The sequence below is a fragment of the Pseudomonas sp. NFPP04 genome (assembly GCF_900113815.1).
GTDB classification, from domain to species: Bacteria; Pseudomonadota; Gammaproteobacteria; order Pseudomonadales; family Pseudomonadaceae; genus Aquipseudomonas; species Aquipseudomonas extremorientalis.
This window is the reverse complement of sequence record NZ_FOQS01000001.1, coordinates 809,172-829,732: the sequence shown is the minus strand read 5'-3', so window position 1 is coordinate 829,732 and position 20,561 is coordinate 809,172. Positions and strand designations below refer to the sequence as shown.

Sequence of the window (20,561 nt, the reverse complement as noted above, 5' to 3'; positions counted from 1 at the left end):
TCGCCAAATGGCAGCTCGATGATCACCGATGACTCGGCCTGCCTTTTCGGGGCGACCTTTACCGGAACAAACGCCGGCAGGGTTGCGGGTGGCTGGTCTCGAAAAAGTGGCAGCCACTTACGGATCACGTTGGCATTGATGCCGTGACTGATGGCCACGCTGGAAATGGAGGCGCCGGGTTGCAGGCATTCCTGGACAACCTGGGCTTTGAACGACTTGGGGTAAGAGCTTCGTTGGCGCATTTAAGGGCTATCGCGTCCGCTTAAAAATAGGCGGACACCATCGCCCTTAATTTGGGAGGTCGGTAGGTGTGTTCACCGTTCGCTTACGCAAGAAATCAAAATCCGATGCCTGTACTGGCATCGGATTTTTTTATGCGTCTCGCTCGGGCACTGGAACTGACCCACAACATCGCCTCCACTCCCCACTCAATCGAGGGTTTGGATTCTTTGCTCGATCCTTCTTTGGTCGAGCAGGCACTTGAGCAGGCCGGCGTAGCGACCCTGCGCAAGCGGCGCTTGCCGCTGGAAGTGATGCTTTGGTGTGTGATTTCCATGGCGTTCTTCCGGCGCATGTCGGCGTGGGATGTGGTCAGTCGCATGAACATCATGCTGCCAGGCCAGCGCCCGCTGGTTGCGCCCAGCGCCGTAGTCCAAGCCCGCCAGAGACTGGGCAGTGAGGCCGTACGACAAGTCTTCGATTTGACTCAGAAAAGTTGGCATGAGGCGGCTGGCCATCCCACTTGGGCCGGTTTGCGCCTGCTGGGTGTCGACGGGGTCGTCTGGCGAACGCCTGACACCCCCGAAAATCGAGCACGCTACGACTCGGCCAGCAACCAGCACGGCGACACCGGGTTCCCGCAGGTGCGTATGGTCTGCCAAATGGAGTTGACCAGCCATATGCTGATCGGCAGCGCGTTTGACGGTTACCGCAGCAACGAAATGAAGCTGGCTGAGCAATTGATCGAGACTACGCCAGATCACTCGCTGACTTTGTTGATCGCGGCTTCTATTCTTTGGGGCTGTTGCACCAATGGCAACAAGCGGGCACCGAGCGTCATTGGTTGATGCCACTGCGAAAAGGCGCGCAGTACGACGTTGTTCAGCGTTTGGGTCGTCAAGATGCGGTTGTCTCATTAAGCACATCGCCACAAGCCCGTAAACAATGGCCGGGGCTGCCGGAGCGTCTGATGGCGCGCCTCCTGAGCAAAACCGTCAAGGGCAAGGTATGTCAGATCCTGACGTCGATGGCCGATCCGCTGCGTTTTCCATCCGACGAAATCGTTGACCTGTACAGCCAGCGCTGGGAGATCGAGTTAGGGTTTCGGGAGATGAAGCAGACGCTGCTCAACAGCAGCTATACGTTGCGCAGCAAGACGCCCGAGATGATTGAGCAAGAGCTGTGGGGAGTGTTGCTGGGCTACAACTTGTTGCGCTATCAGATGGTGGAAATGAGTCGCCACTGTCCGGGAATCTACCCGTGTGAAATGAGCTTCACCGCATGCACCTGGGCAATTTTAGGCTTCATCAACAGTGTATCGGCCGACCGTTCCGGGAACATCCCAAAATACCTGGCCGAGCTGCATGCCTCTGCCCCGCATTATGTTCTTCCCCATCGACGGGAAGAGCGCATTTATCCTCGATCTATCAGGCTGAAATCGCCGAAATACCCGATCAAAAATAAAAATGCCAGTCAGCTTAACTGACTGGCATTAGGCCTTAAGCCCCCCTGTCATTCAACCTGTTTTCTATTGGGATTTTGATTTGCCAGGCTTCGACCGCTTACCTGCGGGCGGAGCGAGACACGTCGATCCACTAGGCCGGATAAGGTCAATCCGCGAGGGTCTGGCTGCTGACCTCCCAGTTGGGCCAGAGGCTTTATACAGGCGGTAGTAATGCAACCCAGAACCATTGGTTGGAATCAGCCCTGGCACCGTGATCAACGGGTCGAAAGGTTGGATATCCACCTCTACTACGCCGGCAATTCTGTGGGCGTCTGTCAGCTCCACTTCAAACCAGACCTGAGTCCCCGGAATAGGCGTCCCCCCACCATTGGGCGTGCGGTGACTGCTCCAGAACAACCTGACCTTATCCCCGACTTCAAAGTGAGTCGTGCTCCAGGGAATCCCCACAATGACCGCCTCATAGGGCTGAGGGACGGTGTCGCAGGTGATCCACTTATTCGGGTGATCGTTCAGCACGTTGGCTGCAAGCAGCCCCGTTAGCGTGTCCAACTCAACCCGCACTTCGGTGGCAGGGCTACGTTGATAATTGACGCCGTTGTAGGTCCAGTAATAAACGTCTACCAGTCCACCACCCGCTACGATCAAGGCCCATGGCACATACAACCGCACGTTCTGCCCGGCGACATCTCCGGGATCAACCACTTTGATATCGGCAAATGCACCGTCATTGCCCCAGAAAAGGCGCAGGTTTTCCCCCACCTCCGGATCGACGAACAAAGGCACCTCAACCAGAACAGGGCCGGGTGAGTCTGCCGGAGTGATCACGTTATCCTCAGTGACCCCTTTGACCGTTACACGCGGCAACATGGGGTTGATCGGATCGGGGCCGACCGGAGGATCACCTGCCACCGTAGCATCGACCTCAATGAAGGTGTCCGGTGAGTTTTTGGTGAGCGAACCGCGCGCAAACTGGTACCAGACCCGTACCGGGTACCGAGCGTCAAACCCGCCCGCCAGGAATATCGGCCACGCGACCTCCACAGGGATGGGCCAGATCTGTAGCGGACCTACGGTAATCGTCGCCAACACATGGGTGTTCCAACGCAGAGTAATGATATCTCCCTGCTCTGCGTCTACCACTTCGCGGATGGAGACGCTAACGCCTTGGCGGATATCATCCAGATCAATCAGGCCATCAGTTTCTGCCCGAGGCACCAAAGGCCGGAGCAAGTCTGGCAAGGAAACAAGGTTGATATCGAGCTTGACCGGATCGGAAAAAGGCCCAATGTTGCCGACACGGTCCATCAGCCGATACGACACCCACCGCTCACCGCCCCCACTGTTGCGAACAAAATCTTCGGGTATCAAGAACTGCAGCGGATCACCGTCTTCAATATGGCGCCGTTCAACGACCAAGCGGTCGACGTAATTGATATGGGGGAGGACTCCAAAGTAAACCATGACCACGTCCTCAGTGCGCATGATCATGTATCGCGGAACTTCACAGGGGATACCTGCGTCGGCGGTGAGTTCGGCATCACTCACGCCATCAAGCGTGTAGTCGTTGAATATCAATTCGGTACCCGGGTTATCCAGGTTGGGGGGGCTATCATCGACGTCAATCAGGGTTCGCTCAGACTCTCCCGTCGGCAACAATACCCCACTGATTTCGTAGTACAGCAGGCTGATACCGGGAGAATCCAACAACCATGCCGGCAGCTCTTGGGTGTAGGGGAACAGGACGGCAGGATCATAGGGACCGAAAATCTGCGCGGTATGCACATGATCGCCCTTCCAGAAGTATCGAATGTCGGTGCGCACGTTAGTGGCTGCATTATTGGGCATCCACACGCTTGGAATGGTAACTTTGAAGGGCTGGCCCCGAACTGAGAGGGGAATTTTGTGAGCGGCTTCGTCCCATAACAGCGGAAGGCCATCTTCCGGTAGTGGGCCGACCACCCCGGGTGAGGGAGCGGCACGTCCCGCTGCAGGAGTGTTCTTTTTTCTTTTGTTGGGACGGGTGTTTTTAGCGACGTTTTTTTTCTGTTGGCGCACCTTTGAGTCAGTCATCTCATTCTCCCAACGCAACCCATGATATGGCGACCTTGGGCTACTGCGCTGGCACGCACCCGCCGCCTACGGTCAGGAGAACAGTTAAAACAGAAATCGACGCCTTGGATACTGTCAGAACTAACAGGGTCCTACGGCGAAAACCTCGCTTGCGTCGTACCCAGGCGGACTCAAAGCTGCGGCACTACCCAATCAATTGCCGTTTCGCCATTCTGCTCAAGAAACTTGTTGGTCCGGCTGAAATGCCCGCAACCCAAAAACCCGCGATACGCCGACAACGGCGACGGGTGCACCGACGTCAGCACCAGGTGCTTGGTCGCGTCGATCAGCTTCTGCTTGCTCTGGGCATGCGCGCCCCACAGCAGAAACACCAGGTGCGGCTGATGTTCGCTGACCACTTCGATAATCCGATCGGTAAAGAACTGCCAGCCCTTGCCCGCATGGGCGTTGGCATTGGCGCGCTCGACGGTCATGGTGGTGTTGAGCATCAGCACGCCCTGGTCGGCCCAGCTTTGCAGGTAGCCGTGGTTGGGGATGTCGATGTTCAAGTCGCGCTTGAGCTCTTTGTAGATATTGAGCAGCGACGGCGGCGTCGGGATGCCCGGTTGCACCGAGAAGCACAAGCCGTGGGCCTGGCCGGGACCGTGGTACGGGTCCTGGCCGAGGATCACCACCTTGACCTTGTCCAGTGGCGTGGAGTTGAGCGCGTTGAAAATCAGCGGGCCGGGCGGGTAGATCTCTTTGCCGGCGGCATGTTCCTGGCGCAGGAACTCGCGCAACCGGGCCATGTACGGCAGCTCGAACTGATCCCGCAGGGCGTGTTTCCAGCTGGGTTCGAGTTTGATACGGTCGTCGTCGGTCATGGTTGAATGGTCTTGTCAAAAAGAATGAGGCGAACCCTAGGAAAGCCGACCCCGCTTGTCAATTGATCTGACACATCGACGCCACTTTCCTGCGAAGCGATCATACTCATCCTTCACCTTCTCGATTGAGGTCACGATGAACCTGCACTTCGAAGAGCTGACCGGCAGCGACGGTGCCCGCATCGGCATCGCCAGCCTCGACGCTGAAAAGTCCCTCAATGCCCTTTCCCTGCCGATGATCCTCGCCTTGAGCAGTCGCCTGGATACCTGGGCCAAAGACCCGAATATCGTCTGCGTGCTGTTGCGCGGCAACGGCCCCAAGGCCTTTTGCGCCGGTGGCGAAGTGCGCAGCCTGGCGCAGGCTTGTCGCGAAGAGCCCGGCGTGGTGCCGGCGCTGGCGGCGCAATTTTTTGCGGCGGAGTATCGCCTTGATTACCGCCTGCACACCTACCCGAAACCGGTGATTTGCTGGGGCCACGGCTATGTGCTGGGCGGCGGCATGGGTCTGCTGCAAAGTGCCGCGATCCGCATCGTCACCCCCAGCAGCCGGCTGGCCATGCCGGAGATCAGCATCGGCCTGTACCCGGACGTTGGCGCCAGTGGGTTCCTGTCGCGCCTGCCGGGCAAGCTCGGGTTGTTCCTCGGACTCACCGGTGCGCATATAAACGGGCGTGACGCGTTGGACCTGGGCCTGGCCGACCGTTTCCTGCGTGACGACCAGCAGAACGAATTGCTTGATGGCCTGCTGCAACTGAACTGGCAGGAACAGACCCCGATGCAGCTCAACAGCCTGCTCAAGGCGCTGGCCCAGGAAGCCGCCAGCCAGCAACCCGAAGCGCAATGGCTGCCGCGCCGGGCACAGATCGACGAATGGCTGGATGTAGGCGACGTGCGGTGTGCCTGGCGCGCCTTGAGCCTGCTGAGTGAGCATACCGATCCACTGTTCAGCCGTGCCGGCAAGACGTTGAGCGAAGGCTGCCCACTGACCGCCCATCTGGTGTGGGAACAGATCCAGCGCGCCCGTCACCTGTCCCTGGCCCAGGTGTTCCAGATGGAATACACCCTGAGCCTCAATTGCTGCCGTCATCCTGAATTCAGCGAAGGGGTGCGCGCGCGTTTGATCGACAAGGACCAGGCACCCCATTGGCATTGGCCGGATATCAACGCCGTTCCTGAGGCGGTGGTGCAGGCCCACTTCGACAAGGCGTGGGAAGGTCGCCATCCGCTGGCCGACCTGTCCGATTACTGACGGCTGCGCCCCCAAAAAAAAGCGGCGCTTCATGCGCCGCTTGCCGTACAGGCCCGTCAACGGTGACCGCCGCGGCCACCTCCATGGTCGGAACCGCGACCGTGTCCACCACCATTCCCCCAATGACCTCCGCCCCAGCCCTGGTTTGGATACGGCCGGTAACCGGCACGCGGCCCGTAGTAACGCGGCGGCGGCTGGTAATAACGCGGGGCCGAGTAGTAGCGCGGTTGTGGCGCGTAGTAGCGCGGCGCGGGGTAGTAATCACGGCGGTACTGATACGCCGTGCCGCCGCCGTAGTAATACACCGGTGCCGGTGAGGTATAGACCTCGGATCGATAGTAGCTCTGGCCTCCATCGTAATAGGGCACGCAAGCGGAAAGGGTTAGACCGAGTAAAGCGCTGAGCAGCAGTCGTCGATACATGGCGGCCTCCTGGACCGCGGAAGAGCGCCTCCAGCGACGCTGGAGGGCGGCACTCAACTTTCATTGAATGACGAAATATCTGACATCAAAAACTGAATCTGGTGCGTTTTCGTAATAGGTTGAAACATCTACGTGCGCTTTATCGATTCAGTAAATTTATCTGGCTCGCAACTTTCTCAATTGCGATGATGTCACTATGACATCGCCAAGGGCCAGGGAGGCTCTAGCGTGCACCCTTCGCTACCCTGCCCGGACCTGACTCATGAAAATCTCAACCAAACTGCTGCTCTCATTCCTACTGTGCGCGCTGGTCACCCTGGGGGTGGGCCTGCTGGGGATCAAAGGCGTGGTTCGCCTCTCGTCAGCGCTGGAGCTGACGTTCTCCAACAACCTGGTCTCGGTCAGCAACACGGCCGCCACCCTCAATGGCATAGTGGCCCATAACCGTGGCTTGTATCGCTTGCTGGATGCCAGCAAGGGCGACGTCTCCCCACAGGATCGCGACCGTGTGCGCCAGGATATCGCCCAGGAACTCAAGCGCAGCCAGGCTGCGTACGCCACCTACCGCGCTACGCCGCTGGAAGACGACGAACGGGCAGCGGGAGACAAGCTTGACCTGCTCTGGCCCAGCTACATCAGCAACTCCGAAAGCATCATGGCGATGCTCGACGGCGGCCAGGTCGATCAGGCCCGCACCCAACTCAACACCAGCAATAATGAACTCTTCCGCCAGGCACGCGAGCTGATCCGCGTGATGATCGAGTCCAACAACCGCCAGATCAAGGAAGGCGCCATCGCTGCCGAGGAACTGCGCAACAGTGCCTTGACCTGGATGATCAGCGGCATTGTGCTGGCCTTCATCATTGCGGTCATCATCGGTGTGTTGATCACCCGCCTGATCACCCGCCCCATCGCTCAAGCCGTGCAGAACGCCCAACGCATTGCCCAGGGCGACCTGACCCAGGCCATCGTCACCGAGCGTACCGACGAAGCCGGGCAACTGCTGATGGCCCTCTCGGATATGCAGGGCGGCCTGAAAAGCACCCTGGTGGAAATCGCCAACGCGTCCGACCAGCTTGCATCGGCGGCTGAAGAACTGAGTGCGGTCACCGATGAAAGCAGCCGTGGCCTGACCCGCCAGAACGATGAGATCCAACAGGCGGCCACCGCCGTCAACCAGATGACCGCCGCCGTGGACGAAGTGGCCAGCAACGCCGTCTCGACCTCTGAAGCCTCGCGCCAGGCCACCACCGAAGCCGAAGAGGGTCGCCAGCAAGTGGAACAGGCCGTGTCCGGCATGAGCTCGATGGTGGTTGAGATCAATGACTCCACGCAGTCGGTGGCAGACCTCGCCGGGCAGGTACGGGAGATCGGCAAGGTGATCGATGTGATCCGTGGCATCGCCGACCAGACAAACCTGCTGGCGCTCAATGCGGCCATTGAAGCGGCCCGTGCGGGTGAGCAAGGTCGCGGTTTTGCCGTGGTCGCCGATGAAGTGCGCGCCCTGGCCCATCGCACCCAGACGTCCACGGTCGATATCGAAAAGATGATTGGTGAAGTGCAGACCGGCGCCGACGACGCCGTCGCGGCGATGAACAAGAGCCTGACCTGGGCCAACAACACCCAGACCCTGGCGCAGAACGCCGGCGAAGCGCTGCAACGGATCACCACCAGCGTGGCGAAGATCAATGAACGCAACCTGGTGATCGCCTCGGCCTCGGAGGAACAGGCCCAGGTGGCCCGCGAAGTGGACCGCAACCTGCTGAACATCCAGGACCTGTCCACCCAGACGGCCGCCGGCGCCCATCAGACCAACGCCTCCAGCCAGGACCTGTCGCGCCTGGCCACCTCGTTCAACGTGCTGGTCAGCAAGTTCCAGCTCTGAGTGGCCTGGGCGGGGACGGCCCTGTATCGTACAGGGCCTGGCGGAATCATCCGCAACCTTGCCCGAACCAGCCCATGACCACACCCACCCTTTGCCCCGCCTGCGGTGCACGCAACGACTGCAGCCTGGCTGACCCACGTACGGTTGACCAGGCCTGCTGGTGCTACAGCGTCACCATCGACCCGGCGGTGCTCCAGGCCCTGCCCGATGAACTGCGCAACCAGGCCTGCCTGTGCCCGCGCTGTGCCCAGGTCGATGAGCAACTGCGTAGGGTTGAGCCGACGTAATGCGGGTGGATCGTTTCCTCAGTAACCTGCCGCGCTTCAATCGCAAGCAAGTGCGCCTGCTGTTGGTTGAGCGGCGTGTGGCGGTGGATGGCGTGGCCGTCAGCGACCCCCATCACGAGGTGCGGGAATTCAGCCGAGTGAGCGTTGACGATGAGGTGCTGCAGGCAGGCAAACCGGCGCGTTACTTCATGCTGCACAAGCCCCGGGGGTGCGTGAGCGCCACCTCTGATCCGCAACATCCGACGGTTCTGGATTTACTCGATGAGCCGGACAAAGGCGAATTGCACATTGCCGGTCGTCTGGACTTCAACACCACCGGCCTGATGCTGATCACCAACGACGGCCAATGGTCGCGGCGCCTGACGCAACCGCAGACCAAGTTGCCCAAGGTCTATCTCGTCGAGACCGAACAGGCTATCGGCCCCGAATACGCAATGACATTTGCCAAGGGGATGTACTTCGCCTTCGAAGACCTGACCACCCAACCTGCCGAGTTGGAGTTGCTCGGGCCGAGACGCGCTCGCTTGAGCATCATCGAAGGGCGTTATCACCAGGTGAAGCGCATGTTCGGGCACTTTGATAACAAGGTCATCGGCCTGCACCGCGAGCGCATGGGCCCCCTGGTGCTGGATGCGACCCTTGCGCCCGGCCAGTATCGGGCGCTGACTGACGACGAAATCCGACAGGTCTGACGACCGTTCAGCCGCTGATAGCAAAAAACCGCCAGGTCACCTTGCGAGGTACCGACTCGACTGCTTGAATCAGGATCACCAGTTCAAATATGACTGGCGAGTCGCCTATAACCTCCAAGAAACACCTTGCCCCGCCCGCGCTTGATCTACGGGCCTTCCAGGCAAACAGCCCGTCACAACAACACCCGTCGGCCAGCCGTCATCGGATCGACATGGGCCCTCCTTTTCCAGGCGTATGCCTACCTGTCACAAAGCTCGTGCAGAGTGATCTGCGCGCCCTACCCGCTTGCCAGGAGTCTTACGACATGAGGCCAGAAATCGCTGTGTTGGATATACAGGGTCAGTATCGGGTTTACACGGAGTTCTATCGCGCGGACGTTGCTGCAAAGACCATCATCCTGGTCAACGGCTCCATGGCCACCACGGCATCCTTCGCCCAAACCGTGAAAAGCCTGTACCCGCAGTTCAATGTGGTTTTGTACGACCAGCCCTACGCCGGTCGCTCCAAAATCCATAACCACCATGAGCAGATGCTGACGAAGGAAGTCGAAGGCCAGATCCTGCTGGAGCTCATCGACCACTTTGCCGCTGAACATGTGCTGTCGTTTTCCTGGGGCGGTGCCGCCACCCTGGTCGCCCTCGCCCACCGGCCACGTCGCGTGGAAAAAGCCGTGATCAGCTCGTTCTCCCCAGTGATCAACGCGCCCATGCGCGACTACCTGGAACGCGGCGTCGACTACCTCGGCAACCTCGACCGCGATCGCGTCGGCCACCTGGTCAACAGCACCATCGGCAAACACCTGCCGTCACTGTTCAAGCGCTTCAACTACAAGCACGTGAGCAGCCTGGCCGAGCACGAGTATGGGCAGATGCACTTCCACATCAGCCATGTGCTCAACAGTGACCGCCTGTGCTACCTAAAGGCGGCCAGGCAGATCGACATCCCGGTGTTGTTTTTGAACGGTGAATGGGACGAATACACCAGCGCCCAGGATGCCAAGCTGTTTGGCCAGCATGTGGCAAAAAGCAGCTTCAGCACGATCCAGGCCACGGGGCATTTCCTGGACATGGAGCACAAGGCCGCCTGTCGGGACAGCCGGGATGCGGTGGTGGGCTTCTTGAAACCGGAGCGCCAGGTCAGCCGATTGCGTTATCAGACCGGCCCGGCACAACATGCCTTTGCACTCTGAAACACGCCCCCTTGCAAGAGCGGGCTTGCCCGCGAAGAACGTCAACGATAACGCTCGTCTCCTGAGAGAACGTGGCGCTCTTGAGTCTTTCGCGAGCAAGCTCGCTCCTGCAATGGGTTCGCTTGTCGATGTGTGAGACATCTGTAACCCACACATTTTTTTGAAGAAAAACTTCAAATCCCGGCGAACTTCTGGTACAAAGTCAGCCGCTCTGAGCGGGTATAGTTTAATGGTAGAACAGTAGCTTCCCAAGCTTCCGACGAGGGTTCGATTCCCTCTACCCGCTCCACTCGGATTCTCGTTCCGCGTCAGGTTGTCTCTGACGAGGGATGCAAAAAACCGGTCCTTTGGTGGCCGGTTTTTTTATGCGTTGAATTTGATGGGAGGGTGGCAACTGCACGCAGGCGAGTGAACCGGGTAGCTTTCGGGATACCGGCACACTTTATGCGTTGCGTGCAGTTGCCATCGAGCATGTAGCGGCTGACAAACCATAAATAGCCTTCCCATGGTGTACAACCCAACGCGTTCCGATGAGCGTGTAGGCAACTTCGCAAGATCAGACTTCAGCCGTCAACGCGTAGATGCACATTGTGTTTTTCGGCTTTCCTCCCCCGTGGTATGGGCGGCCTGGAGTCTGTACAAGGCGTTGGCTCCTGGACCAACGCCGCCCGAGCTGGACATACCGCCAGACACTCAATCGCTTGAGTGAATTCCCCGCTGCACCACCCACGCCAACGGCAACGTCACCCCCAACATACCGGCCAGCAGCATCACCGCCACCGTCACGCCCAGCGCATCCCCCACCCCGCCGAACACCATCGGCGCCAATGCCCCGCCACCAATCGTGCCGGTGTAGAACACGGCGAACGCCTGTTCGCGTTTCTCTGCTGGTGCCAGATCGGGCACCGCACCGTACAACACCGAAGACGTGCCGTTGAGCACCAGCCCCAGCACCGGCAACATCACCATCAACCCGCTCAACGGCAGGTACACCGCCGCCACGATCAGCAGTGCCGTGCTGCCCTCCGTCAACCACACCGTCTTCATCATGCCGATGCGTGCGCCCAGGTAGCCGCAGAATAATTTGCCGAACGCGCCGCCGATAAACAGCAGGGTCAGGGCCAGGCCAATACCGGCGGTGCCGGCCCCCTTGGCCTGCAGCAGAAACGGCAGGAAGGTGAGAAAACCCATGCGCACGGCGCTGTCGAGGGTGCCGGTGAGGATCAGTGCGCGCAGACCGGTGACGGAGCCTGTTCCGGTGAAGGGTTTGGCTTTTTTGGTCGAGGACGCTTCGGATGTTTGCGCAGGAATAAGCCACCACAGCAACCCCGCCGCCGCCAACCCCAGCAACCCCAGCAACGTGGCACTGGCGCGCCAACTGATCAGCGTGAGCAACAGGCCGACCAGACCGGGGATCAGGGTTTTGCCGATGTCGCCGGAGAAGTTGTACTGGGACAACGCCTGCTTGATTCCGCCACCGTCTTCGTAGGCATCGCTGATCATCGAAGACGCCAGCGGGTGTTGGCTACTGGCCCCCAGCCCACCGAGCAGCAGCGCCAGCAATAGCATCACCAGCCCGGTGGCCTGGCTCACCAACAGGTAAGCCGTGCCGGCGAGCGCGGTTCCGCCGACCAGCATCGGCACTCGACCCCAGCGTTTTGCGGCGCGGCTGGCCATGAGCTGGAACACCGCCATTATCCCGGAATAGGCACCGCGTAACAGCCCGACCTGGGCGTAGGACAAGGCGAAGTGTGTTTGCCAGATCGGCAGCAGCACGTAGATGACATCGGTCAGGCCATCATGCACGGCGTGGGCGCTGCAGCCGGCGATCAGCGTGCGACGGCGGGGTGGGATGGCATTCATGGCGTCGGGATCAGTTGAGGTTTGGCGGGCCTCCAGCCGGTCAGGGCGATCAGCAAGGTCAACACCTGGAAGGTGATAATCAGCGCCACACACCCGGCCCAGCCCCAGCGTTCCCAGGTCAATGCCGGGACAATGGCGCCGCAACTGCCGCCCAGGTAGTAACACGTGAGGTACACCCCCACAGCGCCTGCCTTATTGTCACGGGCCGTTGCCGTGGTGAACGCGTTGGCTGCCGACTGCGCGAGGAATACGCCGGTAGAACTGAGGGCCAGGCCCACCACGATGCACCACAAGGAAGGCACCAGCGTCAGCGCCGAGCCGCTGATGCCCAGCAGCGCTGCCACACTCAGCAGTTCGGCGTGGGGCCGGGATTTGCTGAGGCGCCCGGCAATGGGGATCACGATCAGCGCCAGCAAAAACACCATATACAGCGTGCCCAATGCCGCAGGCCCCAGGCTGAAGGGCGGTAATCCAAGGTACAAACCTGCGTAGGTAAACGCTGCGACCTGTGAGAACAACACACAAAATCCTACGGCGTAGGCAGCCAGCAAAGGCTTGCTAAAAACCGCCGAGAACGAGGGTTGAACCTTCTCTGATCGCGCACGACTCATCGGCAACAGAAACTGGATAAACCCACCCACCATCAGACTCAGCACCGCCAGCCATTCAAAGGCTTCGCGCCAGCCGACATATTCAGTCACGACGCCTGTGATGAAACGCCCGGCGAACCCACCCAGCACGGTCCCTGCCACATACAGGCTGGTGACCTCCGTCAGCGTACCGCCACGCCAGCGGTCGCCGATATACGCCACGCTGGTGGCGAACACCACCGGGATCAACACCCCCGCCACACACCGCCACACCAACACTTCGGCAAAGCTGTCGGCCCAGGCGGTCATCAGTGACGGCAGCGCCAACAGCAAAGCCGCTGTGCTGATCACCGTGCGTGGTTCGAAGCGCCCGGTCAGGCGGCTGACAAACGGCGCAGTGATCGCCACGACAAGCGTCGTCACGGTGATGCTCCACCCCGCCGCCTTGGCGCTGATGTGAAACTGCGTAGCAAATGTCTGGAGAATGCTCTGTGTGGCATACAGGTTGAGGAACGCCGCGCAGCCACACAGGAACAGGGCAAGACGGGCACAATGCAGGCGCGGTTTCATGAAACCTCTCGTTTTATTTTGTGAGGTCTTTATAGAATGGCCGGCAGGTCTTGAACCAATACCGATTTCGGACCGATCGATACCCAAGGACCAGGATGCTCGACCTACGCAAGCTGCGTTACTTTCTGACCGTCGCCGAAGAATTGCACTTCGGCCGCGCAGCCATTCGCCTGCACCTGGCGCAACCGCCGCTGACGCGACAGATCTCGGCGCTGGAAACCGAGCTGGGCTTCAAGCTGTTCGACCGCACCAGCCGCACGGTCACCCTCACCGCGCAAGGCCGCTCATTCCTGCCCTATGCACGCGGCGTACTGGAGCAGGTGGAATTGGCACAGGTGATCGCCGGCAAACTCGCGGCAGGTACGGCCGGGCAACTGGCGTTAGGCTATGTCAGCTCGATCGCACTGTCGGACCTGTTCAGCCAGGCGATCCAGGCGTTTGCCCAACGCTTTCCCGATGTGCAATTGACCCTGGTGGAATGCGCCTCGGGCAGCCTGGGTGCGCAGGTGGCAGATGGGCGGCTGGATATCGGCCTGAGTCGCCTGTTGCCCCAAGGCGAAGCGGTGCAAGCGCTGTCCCTGGGTGAAGAACGCCTGGTGGCCGCTGTGTCCAGCGACAGCCCGCTGGCCAGCCTTTCTAACGTCAGCCTGGCGCAGCTCTGTGCCTACCCGTTGATTCTGTTTCCAGCGGATTATGGCTCGGGGCTCAACCAGTCCATCGAACAGCTTTACCGGCACCACGGCCAGCCGCTACGCCCAGGCCCGACCGGGCGGCAGATCACCTCGATCATTGCGCTGGTGGCCGCCGGACAAGGCGTGGCGTTGGTGCCGGCGTGTACGCAGAGCCTGATGAATAAAGGCGTGACGTACAGGCCGTTGGTGGAAGCGGATGCGTGTGCGCAGCTGTTGGTACTGACCCGGACAGAATCAAAAAGTCTACTGGTTGATGCGTTTCTCGCAGTCATTGCACAGACGCTAAAGGCCTTGTAACGCCGCTGCAAAACCTCGCAATACCTCCTTGCGGCGCCATTCCGCCGCGCTCATACACTCTCTTGACCACCTGCCAAAACGCCGGTCATCGACCACTGGTAGGTAGAGTGTTGATAATTTCATTTCAGTGGTTATAGTCACCACCATCACACACCACAAGGAGGTGTTGTGGATAGCCGATATTTGATAGGTCACATCGTTGCGGACGGTTGGTATCTGGTACGCATCAGAGGCAGCCATCACCACTTCAAGCACCCGACAAAACCGGGGCTGGTGACGATTCCCCATCCAAAGAAGGACCTGTTGGACAAGACCGCCAAGAGCATTTTGAAACAGGCTCTGCTGAGTTAACCGTCCGTGGAGGACAACAGACATGCTTTACCCGATTGCAATTTCAACCGGCGACGACGACCACGCCTGGGGCGTGGAAGTCCCGGATATTCCCGGCTGCTACTCCGCCGGCGATGACCTGGACGACGCCATGGCCATGGCCCGCGAAGCCATTGAAGGACACTTCGAGATCCTGGCGGAAGACGGTTCACCGATTCCCAGCGCGCAAAAGGTCACCTTGCACGCCACCAACCCTCAATATGCAGGTTGCACCTGGGCGGTGGTGGACATTGATGTCACCAAGTACCTGGGCAAGGCGCAGAAGCTGAACATCACGCTGCCCGGTTATCTGCTGAACCGCATCGATGAATATGTGCTGCACCACCCGGAAGAAAAAAGCCGTTCCGGCTTTCTGGCTTCAGCGGCACTTAAAGTGTTACAGCAGGACCACTGAACAAACCGAATTCAATCGCAAGAAACGTAGTTTCCAGTTGGGCGGCGTGGTCTAGATTCAACGCTACCCCGCCTACCCAGGAGCCCGCTCATGTCCTACGAATACAAGCTCATGCCTTCGCCTGTCGGCGTACTCACCCTCGTGGCGCGTGCTGGCAAACTCAGCGCCATCCTCTGGGCAGAAGAACGCGCCAACCGCGTGCGCCTGGGTGAACTGCACGAGGCCAATGACAGCCCGGTGTTGCTGGAGACCGAACGCCAGTTGCACGAGTACTTTGCCGGCAACCGTAACCAGTTCGAACTTGAGCTGGACTTTACCGGCACCGATTTTCAGAAGCAGGTCTGGCAGGCGCTGCTCACCATTCCCTTTGGCGAAACCCGCAGCTACAGCCAAATTGCCCAGCAGATCGGTAACCCTAAAGCCGTTCGCGCAGTGGGCGCGGCCAATGGACGTAACCCGATTTCGATCATTGCGCCGTGCCATCGGGTCATTGGCGCGTCGGGCGGCTTGACCGGGTTTGCCGGAGGGTTGAAAGCCAAGCAATATTTGCTCGCGCTTGAAGGTACTGGCCAGGTCGAATTGGCGTTTTAAGAAGCGTCGGTCAAATGTAAAAAGAAATTTCAAAGATTCCCTGCGGTCCATAACTTCATCACCCTTCCAAGGAAAACGGTCATGAAATTCTCCGCAGTCTCCCAATCCCTGTCCCGCTGGGCCGGCAGCCCGCGCACGTTCTACGCGGCAGTGGCGCTGATCCTGGCGTGGAGCTTGAGCGGGCCGTATTTCCACTACAACGACACCTGGCAACTGATCATCAATACCTCGACCACCATCATCACCTTCTTGATGGTGTTCCTGATCCAGAACACGCAGAACCGCGATAACGACATCCTGCATATCAAGATCGACGAGCTACTGCGTGTGTCCAAGGATGCACAGAATGCGGTACTTAGCCTGGATGGGCTGGATCGCAAGGAACTGGAAAAACTGCGCCAGGAATATCGCAGCATCGGCAACGCCGGCACGGTAAGCCTGAACAGCAGTTGTGGTCATGCCGCCGACGATGCGGCAGCGACCAAGACCGATTTGAACCAGGCATGAAAAAACGGCGGTTGGAGAAGATCCAGCCGCCGTTTTTTCAGTTCAGGAGACAGGCTCAACCGTCGCCTTGATGACCTTTGCCATAGGTCGACGCCAATTCACGGGCTTTTTGCAGACGCTCCTCCAGCTTGGGCAGCGTCTCATCGACCAGGGCTTTGATTTCCGGCACATCCGACGCCGCACCTTCCTGCTTGAACAGGGCGATGGCGTCTTCGTTTTCCTTCACTTGCTGCGCAGTGTAGGCCGCATCGAAGGAGTCGCCGTCCTTGAGTTCGGGCATCAGGGTTTCGGCTTTATCGACAATCTTTTCGCGCGGTGCCACGGGCAGGTCGAGCTTCTTGGCGATGGCCGCCAGGTGCTGGTTGGCCAGGGTGCGCTCGTTGATCACCTCGATGGTGTAGTCCTTGATTTCCTGGGACGAGGTCTTGGCGTGGGCCATGCGGCTGGTTTCGATATCGGCCATGCCTTTGGCCGAAGCCTGCTCGATGAATTCAGCAGGCGACTGGGCGAAAGCATTGCTGGCGCCGAGGCCCAGCAGCATCGCGAAACTGGCGGTGCGTAACCGGATAGCCATGCGGCTCATGATGGGTTCCTCCAGGGCAAAAATAGGGGCGGGGAATACACCCCGCCCTCATTTCGAATTTTGAGGGCGGTAAAGGTTTAGAAAAAACTTGTCAGTGCGACGAACGGTCATCACCGAATCAGGCGGGCTTGCCACCGTTGCAGTGTTCGCCCTCAATGGGCCGATCAGCCTTTATCGAGGGTGCGCAACTTCTGCGGCAGCCCCCACAGCAACAGCGCCGCCGCCAACAGCGCGCACACACCGATCACGTAAAGCGCCGGGGTGGTGCTGCCGGTGAGGTCCTTGATCCGCCCCACCATCACCGGGCTGACAATGCCGCCGAACTGCCCGAGGGTATTGATCACCGCAATGCCTCCCGCCGCGCCTGCACCGGCGCCGGCCAGCAACTTGGGTGGCAGGGTCCAGAAGGTCGGGATCGAGGCGATGATACCCGCGCCCAACATGCCCAGGGCGATGATCAGGAAGGTGGTGTGGTCGGCAAAAATCCCGGCACTGAAAAAGCCTATCGCCCCCAGCACCACCAGGCCGCAGACAAACTTGCGCCGCTCGCCGGTGGCATCCGACAGCCGCCCGATTACCACCATGCTGATGGCGCCGCACACATAAGGAATCGCCGTGAGCAGGCCGATCATCACCGGGCTCTGGGTGCCGGCGCTGCGGATCAATTGCGGCGCCCAGAAGTTGAGGCCGTAGGACGCCACCTGAATCAGGAAGTAGATAAAACCGAGCATCAGGAACCCGGGGATGCGGATCGCCGACAGCAGCGAACCGCCGTGCTGGTTCGGCTCGTGCTTGGCGATACGGCTTGCCAGCAACGTCTTCTCCGCCGGCGTCAGCCAATGGGCGTCTTCGATGCGATCCTTGAGCAACGTCAGCACCAGCAAACCCAGGCCAATGCAAGGCAAGCCGCCGAGCAGGAACAGCCAGTGCCAGCCGCGCATTTGCAACACGCCGTCGAGGTGTTCCAACACCAGGCCGGAGAACGGTGCACCGACCAGACCGGCAAACGCCGAGGCCAGGAACAACATCGACGTGATACGCCCACGGAAGTGCTGCGGGAACCATAAGGTCAGGTAATATAGCACGCCTGGCGCAAAACCCGCCTCCATCGCGCCGATGATGAAGCGCAGGCCGTAGAACTGCCACTCGGCCGTGACAAACACCATGGCCGCCGTCGCCAGCCCCCACGACATCATGATCCGCGCAATCCAGCGCCGGGCGCCGACCTTGTACAGCATCATGTTGCTCGGCACTTCGAAGATCACATAACCCACCACGAACAGCCCGGCCCCCAGGCCATAGGCGGTGTCGCTCAGGCTCAGGTCGGCTTGCAGCTGGAACTTGGCGAAGCTGATGTTGATCCGGTCAAAAAACGCGAACAGGTAGCACACCATGATCAGCGGCATCAGGCGCCAGGCGACCTTGCTGACCAGGGCTTTTTCGGCATTGATTTCTGCGGCCGGGCGCGCGCCGGCCTGCAACGTATGAGTGCTCATGGTTTCTCTCCAGCGGGCTGCTCAGCGGCGCCCGATTGTTTTTGTTGTCTGGTACGGCGTTACAGCATGGCGATGTAGGCCGGCGGCGCATGCAGGTCGCCGTTGCGCCCGGCCTTGGCGACCTGGCCGGGCAGGTCGTGGCCCAGCAGGGCCGGCAAGCGGCGGGACATGTGCAGCAGGTGCGGCAGATCGATCCCGGTGTGAATCCCGACTTCGTCGCACAGGTTCACCAGGTCTTCGGTGCAGATATTGCCCGACGCCCCCGGCGCAAACGGGCAGCCGCCCAAGCCGCCGAGCGCCGCGTCAAAGCGACGGGCACCGGCCTCATAAGCGGCCAGCACATTGCACAAACCCAGACCGCGAGTGTTGTGGAAATGCAGGGTCAGGTCACGGGCGGATACGCGCTGCAACACGCGCTTGACCAGGCGTTCGACCTGACGCGGATTGGCCATGCCCGTGGTGTCGGCCAGGCTGATGCCCTGGATGCCCAATTGGAGATAAGCGTCAACGATGCGCAGCACGCGGTCTTCATCGATCCTGCCCTCGAACGGGCAACCGAAGGTGGTGGCGATGCTGCCGTTGAGCCTTACCGGATGGTCGGCGGCAAAGCGCGTGATATCGCCAAACGCCGCCAACGACGCTTCACAACGCATACGCATATTGGCCAGGTTGTGGGTCTGGCTGGCGGACATCACCAGGTTCAATTCATCGGCACGGGACTCGATGGCGCGCTGCGCGCCCTTGAGGTTGGGGATCAGCGCCACGTAGATCACACCCGGTTTACGGTCGATGCCCTGGAACACCTGCTCGCCATCACGCAACGCCGGGATGGCCTTGGGCGACACGAATGAACCGGCTTCGATCCGTGAGAAACCGGCGAGGGAAAGCTGATCGATCAAGGCGATCTTGTCCGCTGTTTCGACCCAGGTCGGCTCGATTTGCAGGCCATCGCGCGGGGAGACTTCCTGCACGATCAGCGGGTCGCAATAGTCTGAAATCATTGCACCACTCCCGAGGTTTTCAGGCGTTGGATATCGGCACCGGCCAGGCCCAGGCTGCCAAGAATTTCGTCGGTGTGCTGGCCCAGGGTCGGGCCTTGCCAGTTCACGCCGCCGGGGGTTTCCGACAGTTTGGGTACGATGCCCGGCATCTTCACCGATACACCGCCGGGCAGCTCGGCATTGAGCAACATCTCACGCGCCTGGTAATGCGGGTCGCTGACGATATCCGCCACGGAGTAGATGCGTCCGGCCGGCACTTCGGCGGCTTCCAGGGCGCTGAGCACCTGCTCGATGGGCAGGTTGCTGGTCCAGTGGGTAATCGCGGCGTCGAGCAAACCGCTCTTGGCGGCGCGGCCATCGTTGTGGGCGAACTCGGGCGCTTCGGCCAGGTCGGCGCGGCCGATGGTGTGCATCAGGCGCTTGTAGATCGGGTCACTGTTGCCGGCGATCACCACGTAGGCCCCGTCGGCGGTCAGGTAGGTGTTGGACGGCGCAATGCCCGGCAAGGCGCCGCCGCTGCGTTCACGCACATGGCCGAGCATGTCGTATTCCGGCACCAGGCTTTCCATCAGGTTGAACACGCTTTCGGCCAGGGACACATCGACAATCTGCCCATCGCCCTGGCCGGTCTTGACCCGCAGCAGCGACATCAGCGCGCCGATCACGCCGTGCAGTGAAGCCAACGAATCCCCCAGGCTCACGCCGACCCGCGCCGGTGGCGAGTCCGGGTTGCCGGTGGTGTAGCGGATGCCGCCCATGGCTTCGCCGATGGCGCCGAAACCCGGACGGTCGCGATACGGGCCGGTCTGGCCATAGCCGGAGATACGCACCAGGGTCAGCTTCGGGTTGAGAGCGTGCAGCACGTCCCAGCCGAGGCCGAGCTTTTCCAGGCCGCCGGGGCGCAGGTTTTCGATGAGCACGTCGGCGTCGCCGAGCAATTGCTTGATCAGGTCCAGGCCTTCCGGGGACTTGAGGTCCAGCGCCAGGGACTTCTTGTTGCGCGATTGCAGGTACCACCACAGCGACGTGCCTTCGTGCAGCTTTCGCCATTTGCGAAGTGGGTCGCCCTGGCCCATGGCTTCGATCTTGATCACCTCGGCGCCAAACTCGGCCATCAGCCGGGCGGCGAACGGCGCGGCAATCAGGGTGCCGATCTCGATCACCTTGATACCGCTCAGGGGAGCCGTCATGGGGTGTACCTCTTATTCTTGGAATGTGCGGCCAAGACTAGAGGGCCGATGCAGG

Annotated in this window: 20 protein-coding genes, 1 tRNA gene and 1 pseudogene; 12 read left to right on the top strand and 10 right to left on the bottom strand. The window is 60.3% G+C overall.

What is annotated here, in order from left to right; genetic code table 11:
* A partial coding sequence (locus BM017_RS03845; protein ID WP_139216844.1) for an IS66-like element accessory protein TnpA occupies window positions 1-242 on the bottom strand: 242 nt, incomplete at its 3' end.
* A gap of 132 nt (window positions 243-374) precedes the next feature.
* On the opposite strand from BM017_RS03845, the pseudogene BM017_RS03840 reads away from it, so the two are divergent.
* Window positions 375-1,705 (top strand): annotated as a pseudogene (locus BM017_RS03840) (IS4 family transposase).
* 42 nt (window positions 1,706-1,747) lie between these two features.
* On the opposite strand, the gene BM017_RS03835 reads toward BM017_RS03840, so the two are convergent.
* Together BM017_RS03835 and ung are read right to left on the bottom strand one after the other, a co-directional pair.
* On the bottom strand, window positions 1,748-3,754 hold the full coding sequence (locus tag BM017_RS03835; protein WP_092241374.1) for a hypothetical protein: 2,007 nt from the start codon (window positions 3,752-3,754) through the stop codon (window positions 1,748-1,750).
* 170 nt (window positions 3,755-3,924) lie between these two features.
* Window positions 3,925-4,617 carry a uracil-DNA glycosylase gene (gene ung / locus BM017_RS03830; protein ID WP_092241372.1) on the bottom strand — a complete coding sequence of 231 codons (693 nt, stop codon included), beginning with the start codon at window positions 4,615-4,617 and terminating at the stop codon, window positions 3,925-3,927.
* 136 nt (window positions 4,618-4,753) lie between these two features.
* On the opposite strand from ung, the gene BM017_RS03825 reads away from it, so the two are divergent.
* Complete coding sequence (locus tag BM017_RS03825) at window positions 4,754-5,866, top strand: enoyl-CoA hydratase/isomerase family protein (RefSeq protein ID WP_092241370.1); 1,113 nt, start codon at window positions 4,754-4,756, stop codon at window positions 5,864-5,866.
* Window positions 5,867-5,922: 56 nt separating this feature from the next.
* On the opposite strand, the gene BM017_RS03820 is transcribed toward BM017_RS03825, so the two are convergent.
* Complete coding sequence (locus BM017_RS03820; protein WP_092241368.1) at window positions 5,923-6,288, bottom strand: hypothetical protein; 366 nt, start codon at window positions 6,286-6,288, stop codon at window positions 5,923-5,925.
* Between the two features lie 262 nt (window positions 6,289-6,550).
* Here BM017_RS03820 and BM017_RS03815 point away from each other — a divergent pair, with 262 nt between their 5' ends.
* The 5 genes from BM017_RS03815 (at window position 6,551) to BM017_RS03795 (ending at window position 10,631) form a co-directional block, all read left to right on the top strand.
* On the top strand, window positions 6,551-8,173 hold the full coding sequence (locus tag BM017_RS03815; RefSeq protein WP_092241366.1) for a methyl-accepting chemotaxis protein: 1,623 nt from the start codon (window positions 6,551-6,553) through the stop codon (window positions 8,171-8,173).
* A gap of 74 nt (window positions 8,174-8,247) precedes the next feature.
* Window positions 8,248-8,460, top strand: coding sequence for a cysteine-rich CWC family protein (locus BM017_RS03810; protein ID WP_071488921.1), 213 nt, complete (start codon window positions 8,248-8,250; stop codon window positions 8,458-8,460).
* Entirely contained in the window at window positions 8,460-9,152 is a 693-nt protein-coding gene (locus BM017_RS03805; protein WP_092241364.1) for a pseudouridine synthase, read from the top strand. The genes BM017_RS03810 and BM017_RS03805 overlap by 1 nt, the downstream gene beginning before the upstream one ends.
* Before the next feature lie 305 nt (window positions 9,153-9,457).
* Window positions 9,458-10,342 carry an alpha/beta fold hydrolase gene (locus tag BM017_RS03800; protein WP_092241362.1) on the top strand — a complete coding sequence of 295 codons (885 nt, stop codon included), beginning with the start codon at window positions 9,458-9,460 and terminating at the stop codon, window positions 10,340-10,342.
* Window positions 10,343-10,557: 215 nt separating this feature from the next.
* Window positions 10,558-10,631 (top strand) — tRNA-Gly (locus tag BM017_RS03795).
* Window positions 10,632-11,035: 404 nt separating this feature from the next.
* Here BM017_RS03795 and BM017_RS03790 read toward each other — a convergent pair.
* Together BM017_RS03790 and BM017_RS03785 are read right to left on the bottom strand one after the other, a co-directional pair.
* A complete protein-coding gene (locus tag BM017_RS03790) occupies window positions 11,036-12,205 on the bottom strand; it encodes an MFS transporter (protein WP_092241360.1) in 1,170 nt (389 codons plus the stop codon).
* Window positions 12,202-13,365: an MFS transporter gene (locus tag BM017_RS03785; RefSeq protein WP_092241358.1), complete on the bottom strand. Its 1,164-nt coding sequence runs from the start codon at window positions 13,363-13,365 to the stop codon at window positions 12,202-12,204. The genes BM017_RS03790 and BM017_RS03785 overlap by 4 nt, the downstream gene beginning before the upstream one ends.
* A 95-nt stretch (window positions 13,366-13,460) precedes the next feature.
* On the opposite strand from BM017_RS03785, the gene BM017_RS03780 reads away from it, so the two are divergent.
* The 5 genes from BM017_RS03780 (at window position 13,461) to BM017_RS03760 (ending at window position 16,236) form a co-directional block, all read left to right on the top strand.
* On the top strand, window positions 13,461-14,354 hold the full coding sequence (locus tag BM017_RS03780; protein ID WP_092241356.1) for a LysR family transcriptional regulator: 894 nt from the start codon (window positions 13,461-13,463) through the stop codon (window positions 14,352-14,354).
* Window positions 14,355-14,522: 168 nt separating this feature from the next.
* Window positions 14,523-14,705: a type II toxin-antitoxin system HicA family toxin gene (locus BM017_RS03775; protein ID WP_003189411.1), complete on the top strand. Its 183-nt coding sequence runs from the start codon at window positions 14,523-14,525 to the stop codon at window positions 14,703-14,705.
* Between the two features lie 22 nt (window positions 14,706-14,727).
* The gene (locus BM017_RS03770) at window positions 14,728-15,138 is read left to right on the top strand and encodes a type II toxin-antitoxin system HicB family antitoxin (RefSeq protein ID WP_092241354.1); all 411 of its coding nucleotides are present in this window, start codon (window positions 14,728-14,730) and stop codon (window positions 15,136-15,138) included.
* A gap of 90 nt (window positions 15,139-15,228) precedes the next feature.
* The gene (locus tag BM017_RS03765; RefSeq protein ID WP_092241352.1) at window positions 15,229-15,729 is read left to right on the top strand and encodes a methylated-DNA--[protein]-cysteine S-methyltransferase; all 501 of its coding nucleotides are present in this window, start codon (window positions 15,229-15,231) and stop codon (window positions 15,727-15,729) included.
* 81 nt (window positions 15,730-15,810) lie between these two features.
* Complete coding sequence (locus tag BM017_RS03760) at window positions 15,811-16,236, top strand: low affinity iron permease family protein (RefSeq protein WP_092241350.1); 426 nt, start codon at window positions 15,811-15,813, stop codon at window positions 16,234-16,236.
* A gap of 55 nt (window positions 16,237-16,291) precedes the next feature.
* Here BM017_RS03760 and BM017_RS03755 read toward each other — a convergent pair whose 3' ends face one another.
* The 4 genes from BM017_RS03755 to BM017_RS03740 all read right to left on the bottom strand — a co-directional run bounded on the left by BM017_RS03755 (window position 16,292) and on the right by BM017_RS03740 (window position 20,506).
* The gene (locus tag BM017_RS03755) at window positions 16,292-16,819 is read right to left on the bottom strand and encodes a DUF4142 domain-containing protein (protein WP_071488912.1); all 528 of its coding nucleotides are present in this window, start codon (window positions 16,817-16,819) and stop codon (window positions 16,292-16,294) included.
* Between the two features lie 164 nt (window positions 16,820-16,983).
* Window positions 16,984-18,315, bottom strand: coding sequence for an MFS transporter (locus BM017_RS03750; RefSeq protein WP_092241348.1), 1,332 nt, complete (start codon window positions 18,313-18,315; stop codon window positions 16,984-16,986).
* A gap of 59 nt (window positions 18,316-18,374) precedes the next feature.
* Complete coding sequence (locus tag BM017_RS03745) at window positions 18,375-19,316, bottom strand: hydroxymethylglutaryl-CoA lyase (RefSeq protein ID WP_092241346.1); 942 nt, start codon at window positions 19,314-19,316, stop codon at window positions 18,375-18,377.
* On the bottom strand, window positions 19,313-20,506 hold the full coding sequence (locus BM017_RS03740) for a CaiB/BaiF CoA transferase family protein (RefSeq protein ID WP_092241344.1): 1,194 nt from the start codon (window positions 20,504-20,506) through the stop codon (window positions 19,313-19,315). Before BM017_RS03740 ends, BM017_RS03745 begins: the two co-directional genes overlap by 4 nt.
* Between the last annotated feature and the right edge of the window lie 55 nt (window positions 20,507-20,561).

Excerpts from the sequence above, each read along its gene's own strand:
- BM017_RS03785 (WP_092241358.1), bottom strand. The coding sequence starts at position 13,365 with ATGAAACCGCGCCTGCATTGTGCCCGTCTTGCCCTGTTCCTGTGTGGC.
- BM017_RS03760 (WP_092241350.1), top strand. The coding sequence starts at position 15,811 with ATGAAATTCTCCGCAGTCTCCCAATCCCTGTCCCGCTGGGCCGGCAGC.
- BM017_RS03755 (WP_071488912.1), bottom strand. The coding sequence starts at position 16,819 with ATGAGCCGCATGGCTATCCGGTTACGCACCGCCAGTTTCGCGATGCTG.
- BM017_RS03745 (WP_092241346.1), bottom strand. The coding sequence starts at position 19,316 with ATGATTTCAGACTATTGCGACCCGCTGATCGTGCAGGAAGTCTCCCCG.
- BM017_RS03790 (WP_092241360.1), bottom strand. The coding sequence starts at position 12,205 with ATGAATGCCATCCCACCCCGCCGTCGCACGCTGATCGCCGGCTGCAGC.
- BM017_RS03835 (WP_092241374.1), bottom strand. The coding sequence starts at position 3,754 with ATGACTGACTCAAAGGTGCGCCAACAGAAAAAAAACGTCGCTAAAAAC.
- BM017_RS03750 (WP_092241348.1), bottom strand. The coding sequence starts at position 18,315 with ATGAGCACTCATACGTTGCAGGCCGGCGCGCGCCCGGCCGCAGAAATC.
- BM017_RS03800 (WP_092241362.1), top strand. The coding sequence starts at position 9,458 with ATGAGGCCAGAAATCGCTGTGTTGGATATACAGGGTCAGTATCGGGTT.
- BM017_RS03825 (WP_092241370.1), top strand. The coding sequence starts at position 4,754 with ATGAACCTGCACTTCGAAGAGCTGACCGGCAGCGACGGTGCCCGCATC.
- BM017_RS03805 (WP_092241364.1), top strand. The coding sequence starts at position 8,460 with ATGCGGGTGGATCGTTTCCTCAGTAACCTGCCGCGCTTCAATCGCAAG.
- BM017_RS03780 (WP_092241356.1), top strand. The coding sequence starts at position 13,461 with ATGCTCGACCTACGCAAGCTGCGTTACTTTCTGACCGTCGCCGAAGAA.
- BM017_RS03810 (WP_071488921.1), top strand. The coding sequence starts at position 8,248 with ATGACCACACCCACCCTTTGCCCCGCCTGCGGTGCACGCAACGACTGC.
- BM017_RS03820 (WP_092241368.1), bottom strand. The coding sequence starts at position 6,288 with ATGTATCGACGACTGCTGCTCAGCGCTTTACTCGGTCTAACCCTTTCC.
- BM017_RS03765 (WP_092241352.1), top strand. The coding sequence starts at position 15,229 with ATGTCCTACGAATACAAGCTCATGCCTTCGCCTGTCGGCGTACTCACC.
- BM017_RS03770 (WP_092241354.1), top strand. The coding sequence starts at position 14,728 with ATGCTTTACCCGATTGCAATTTCAACCGGCGACGACGACCACGCCTGG.
- BM017_RS03815 (WP_092241366.1), top strand. The coding sequence starts at position 6,551 with ATGAAAATCTCAACCAAACTGCTGCTCTCATTCCTACTGTGCGCGCTG.
- ung (WP_092241372.1), bottom strand. The coding sequence starts at position 4,617 with ATGACCGACGACGACCGTATCAAACTCGAACCCAGCTGGAAACACGCC.
- BM017_RS03740 (WP_092241344.1), bottom strand. The coding sequence starts at position 20,506 with ATGACGGCTCCCCTGAGCGGTATCAAGGTGATCGAGATCGGCACCCTG.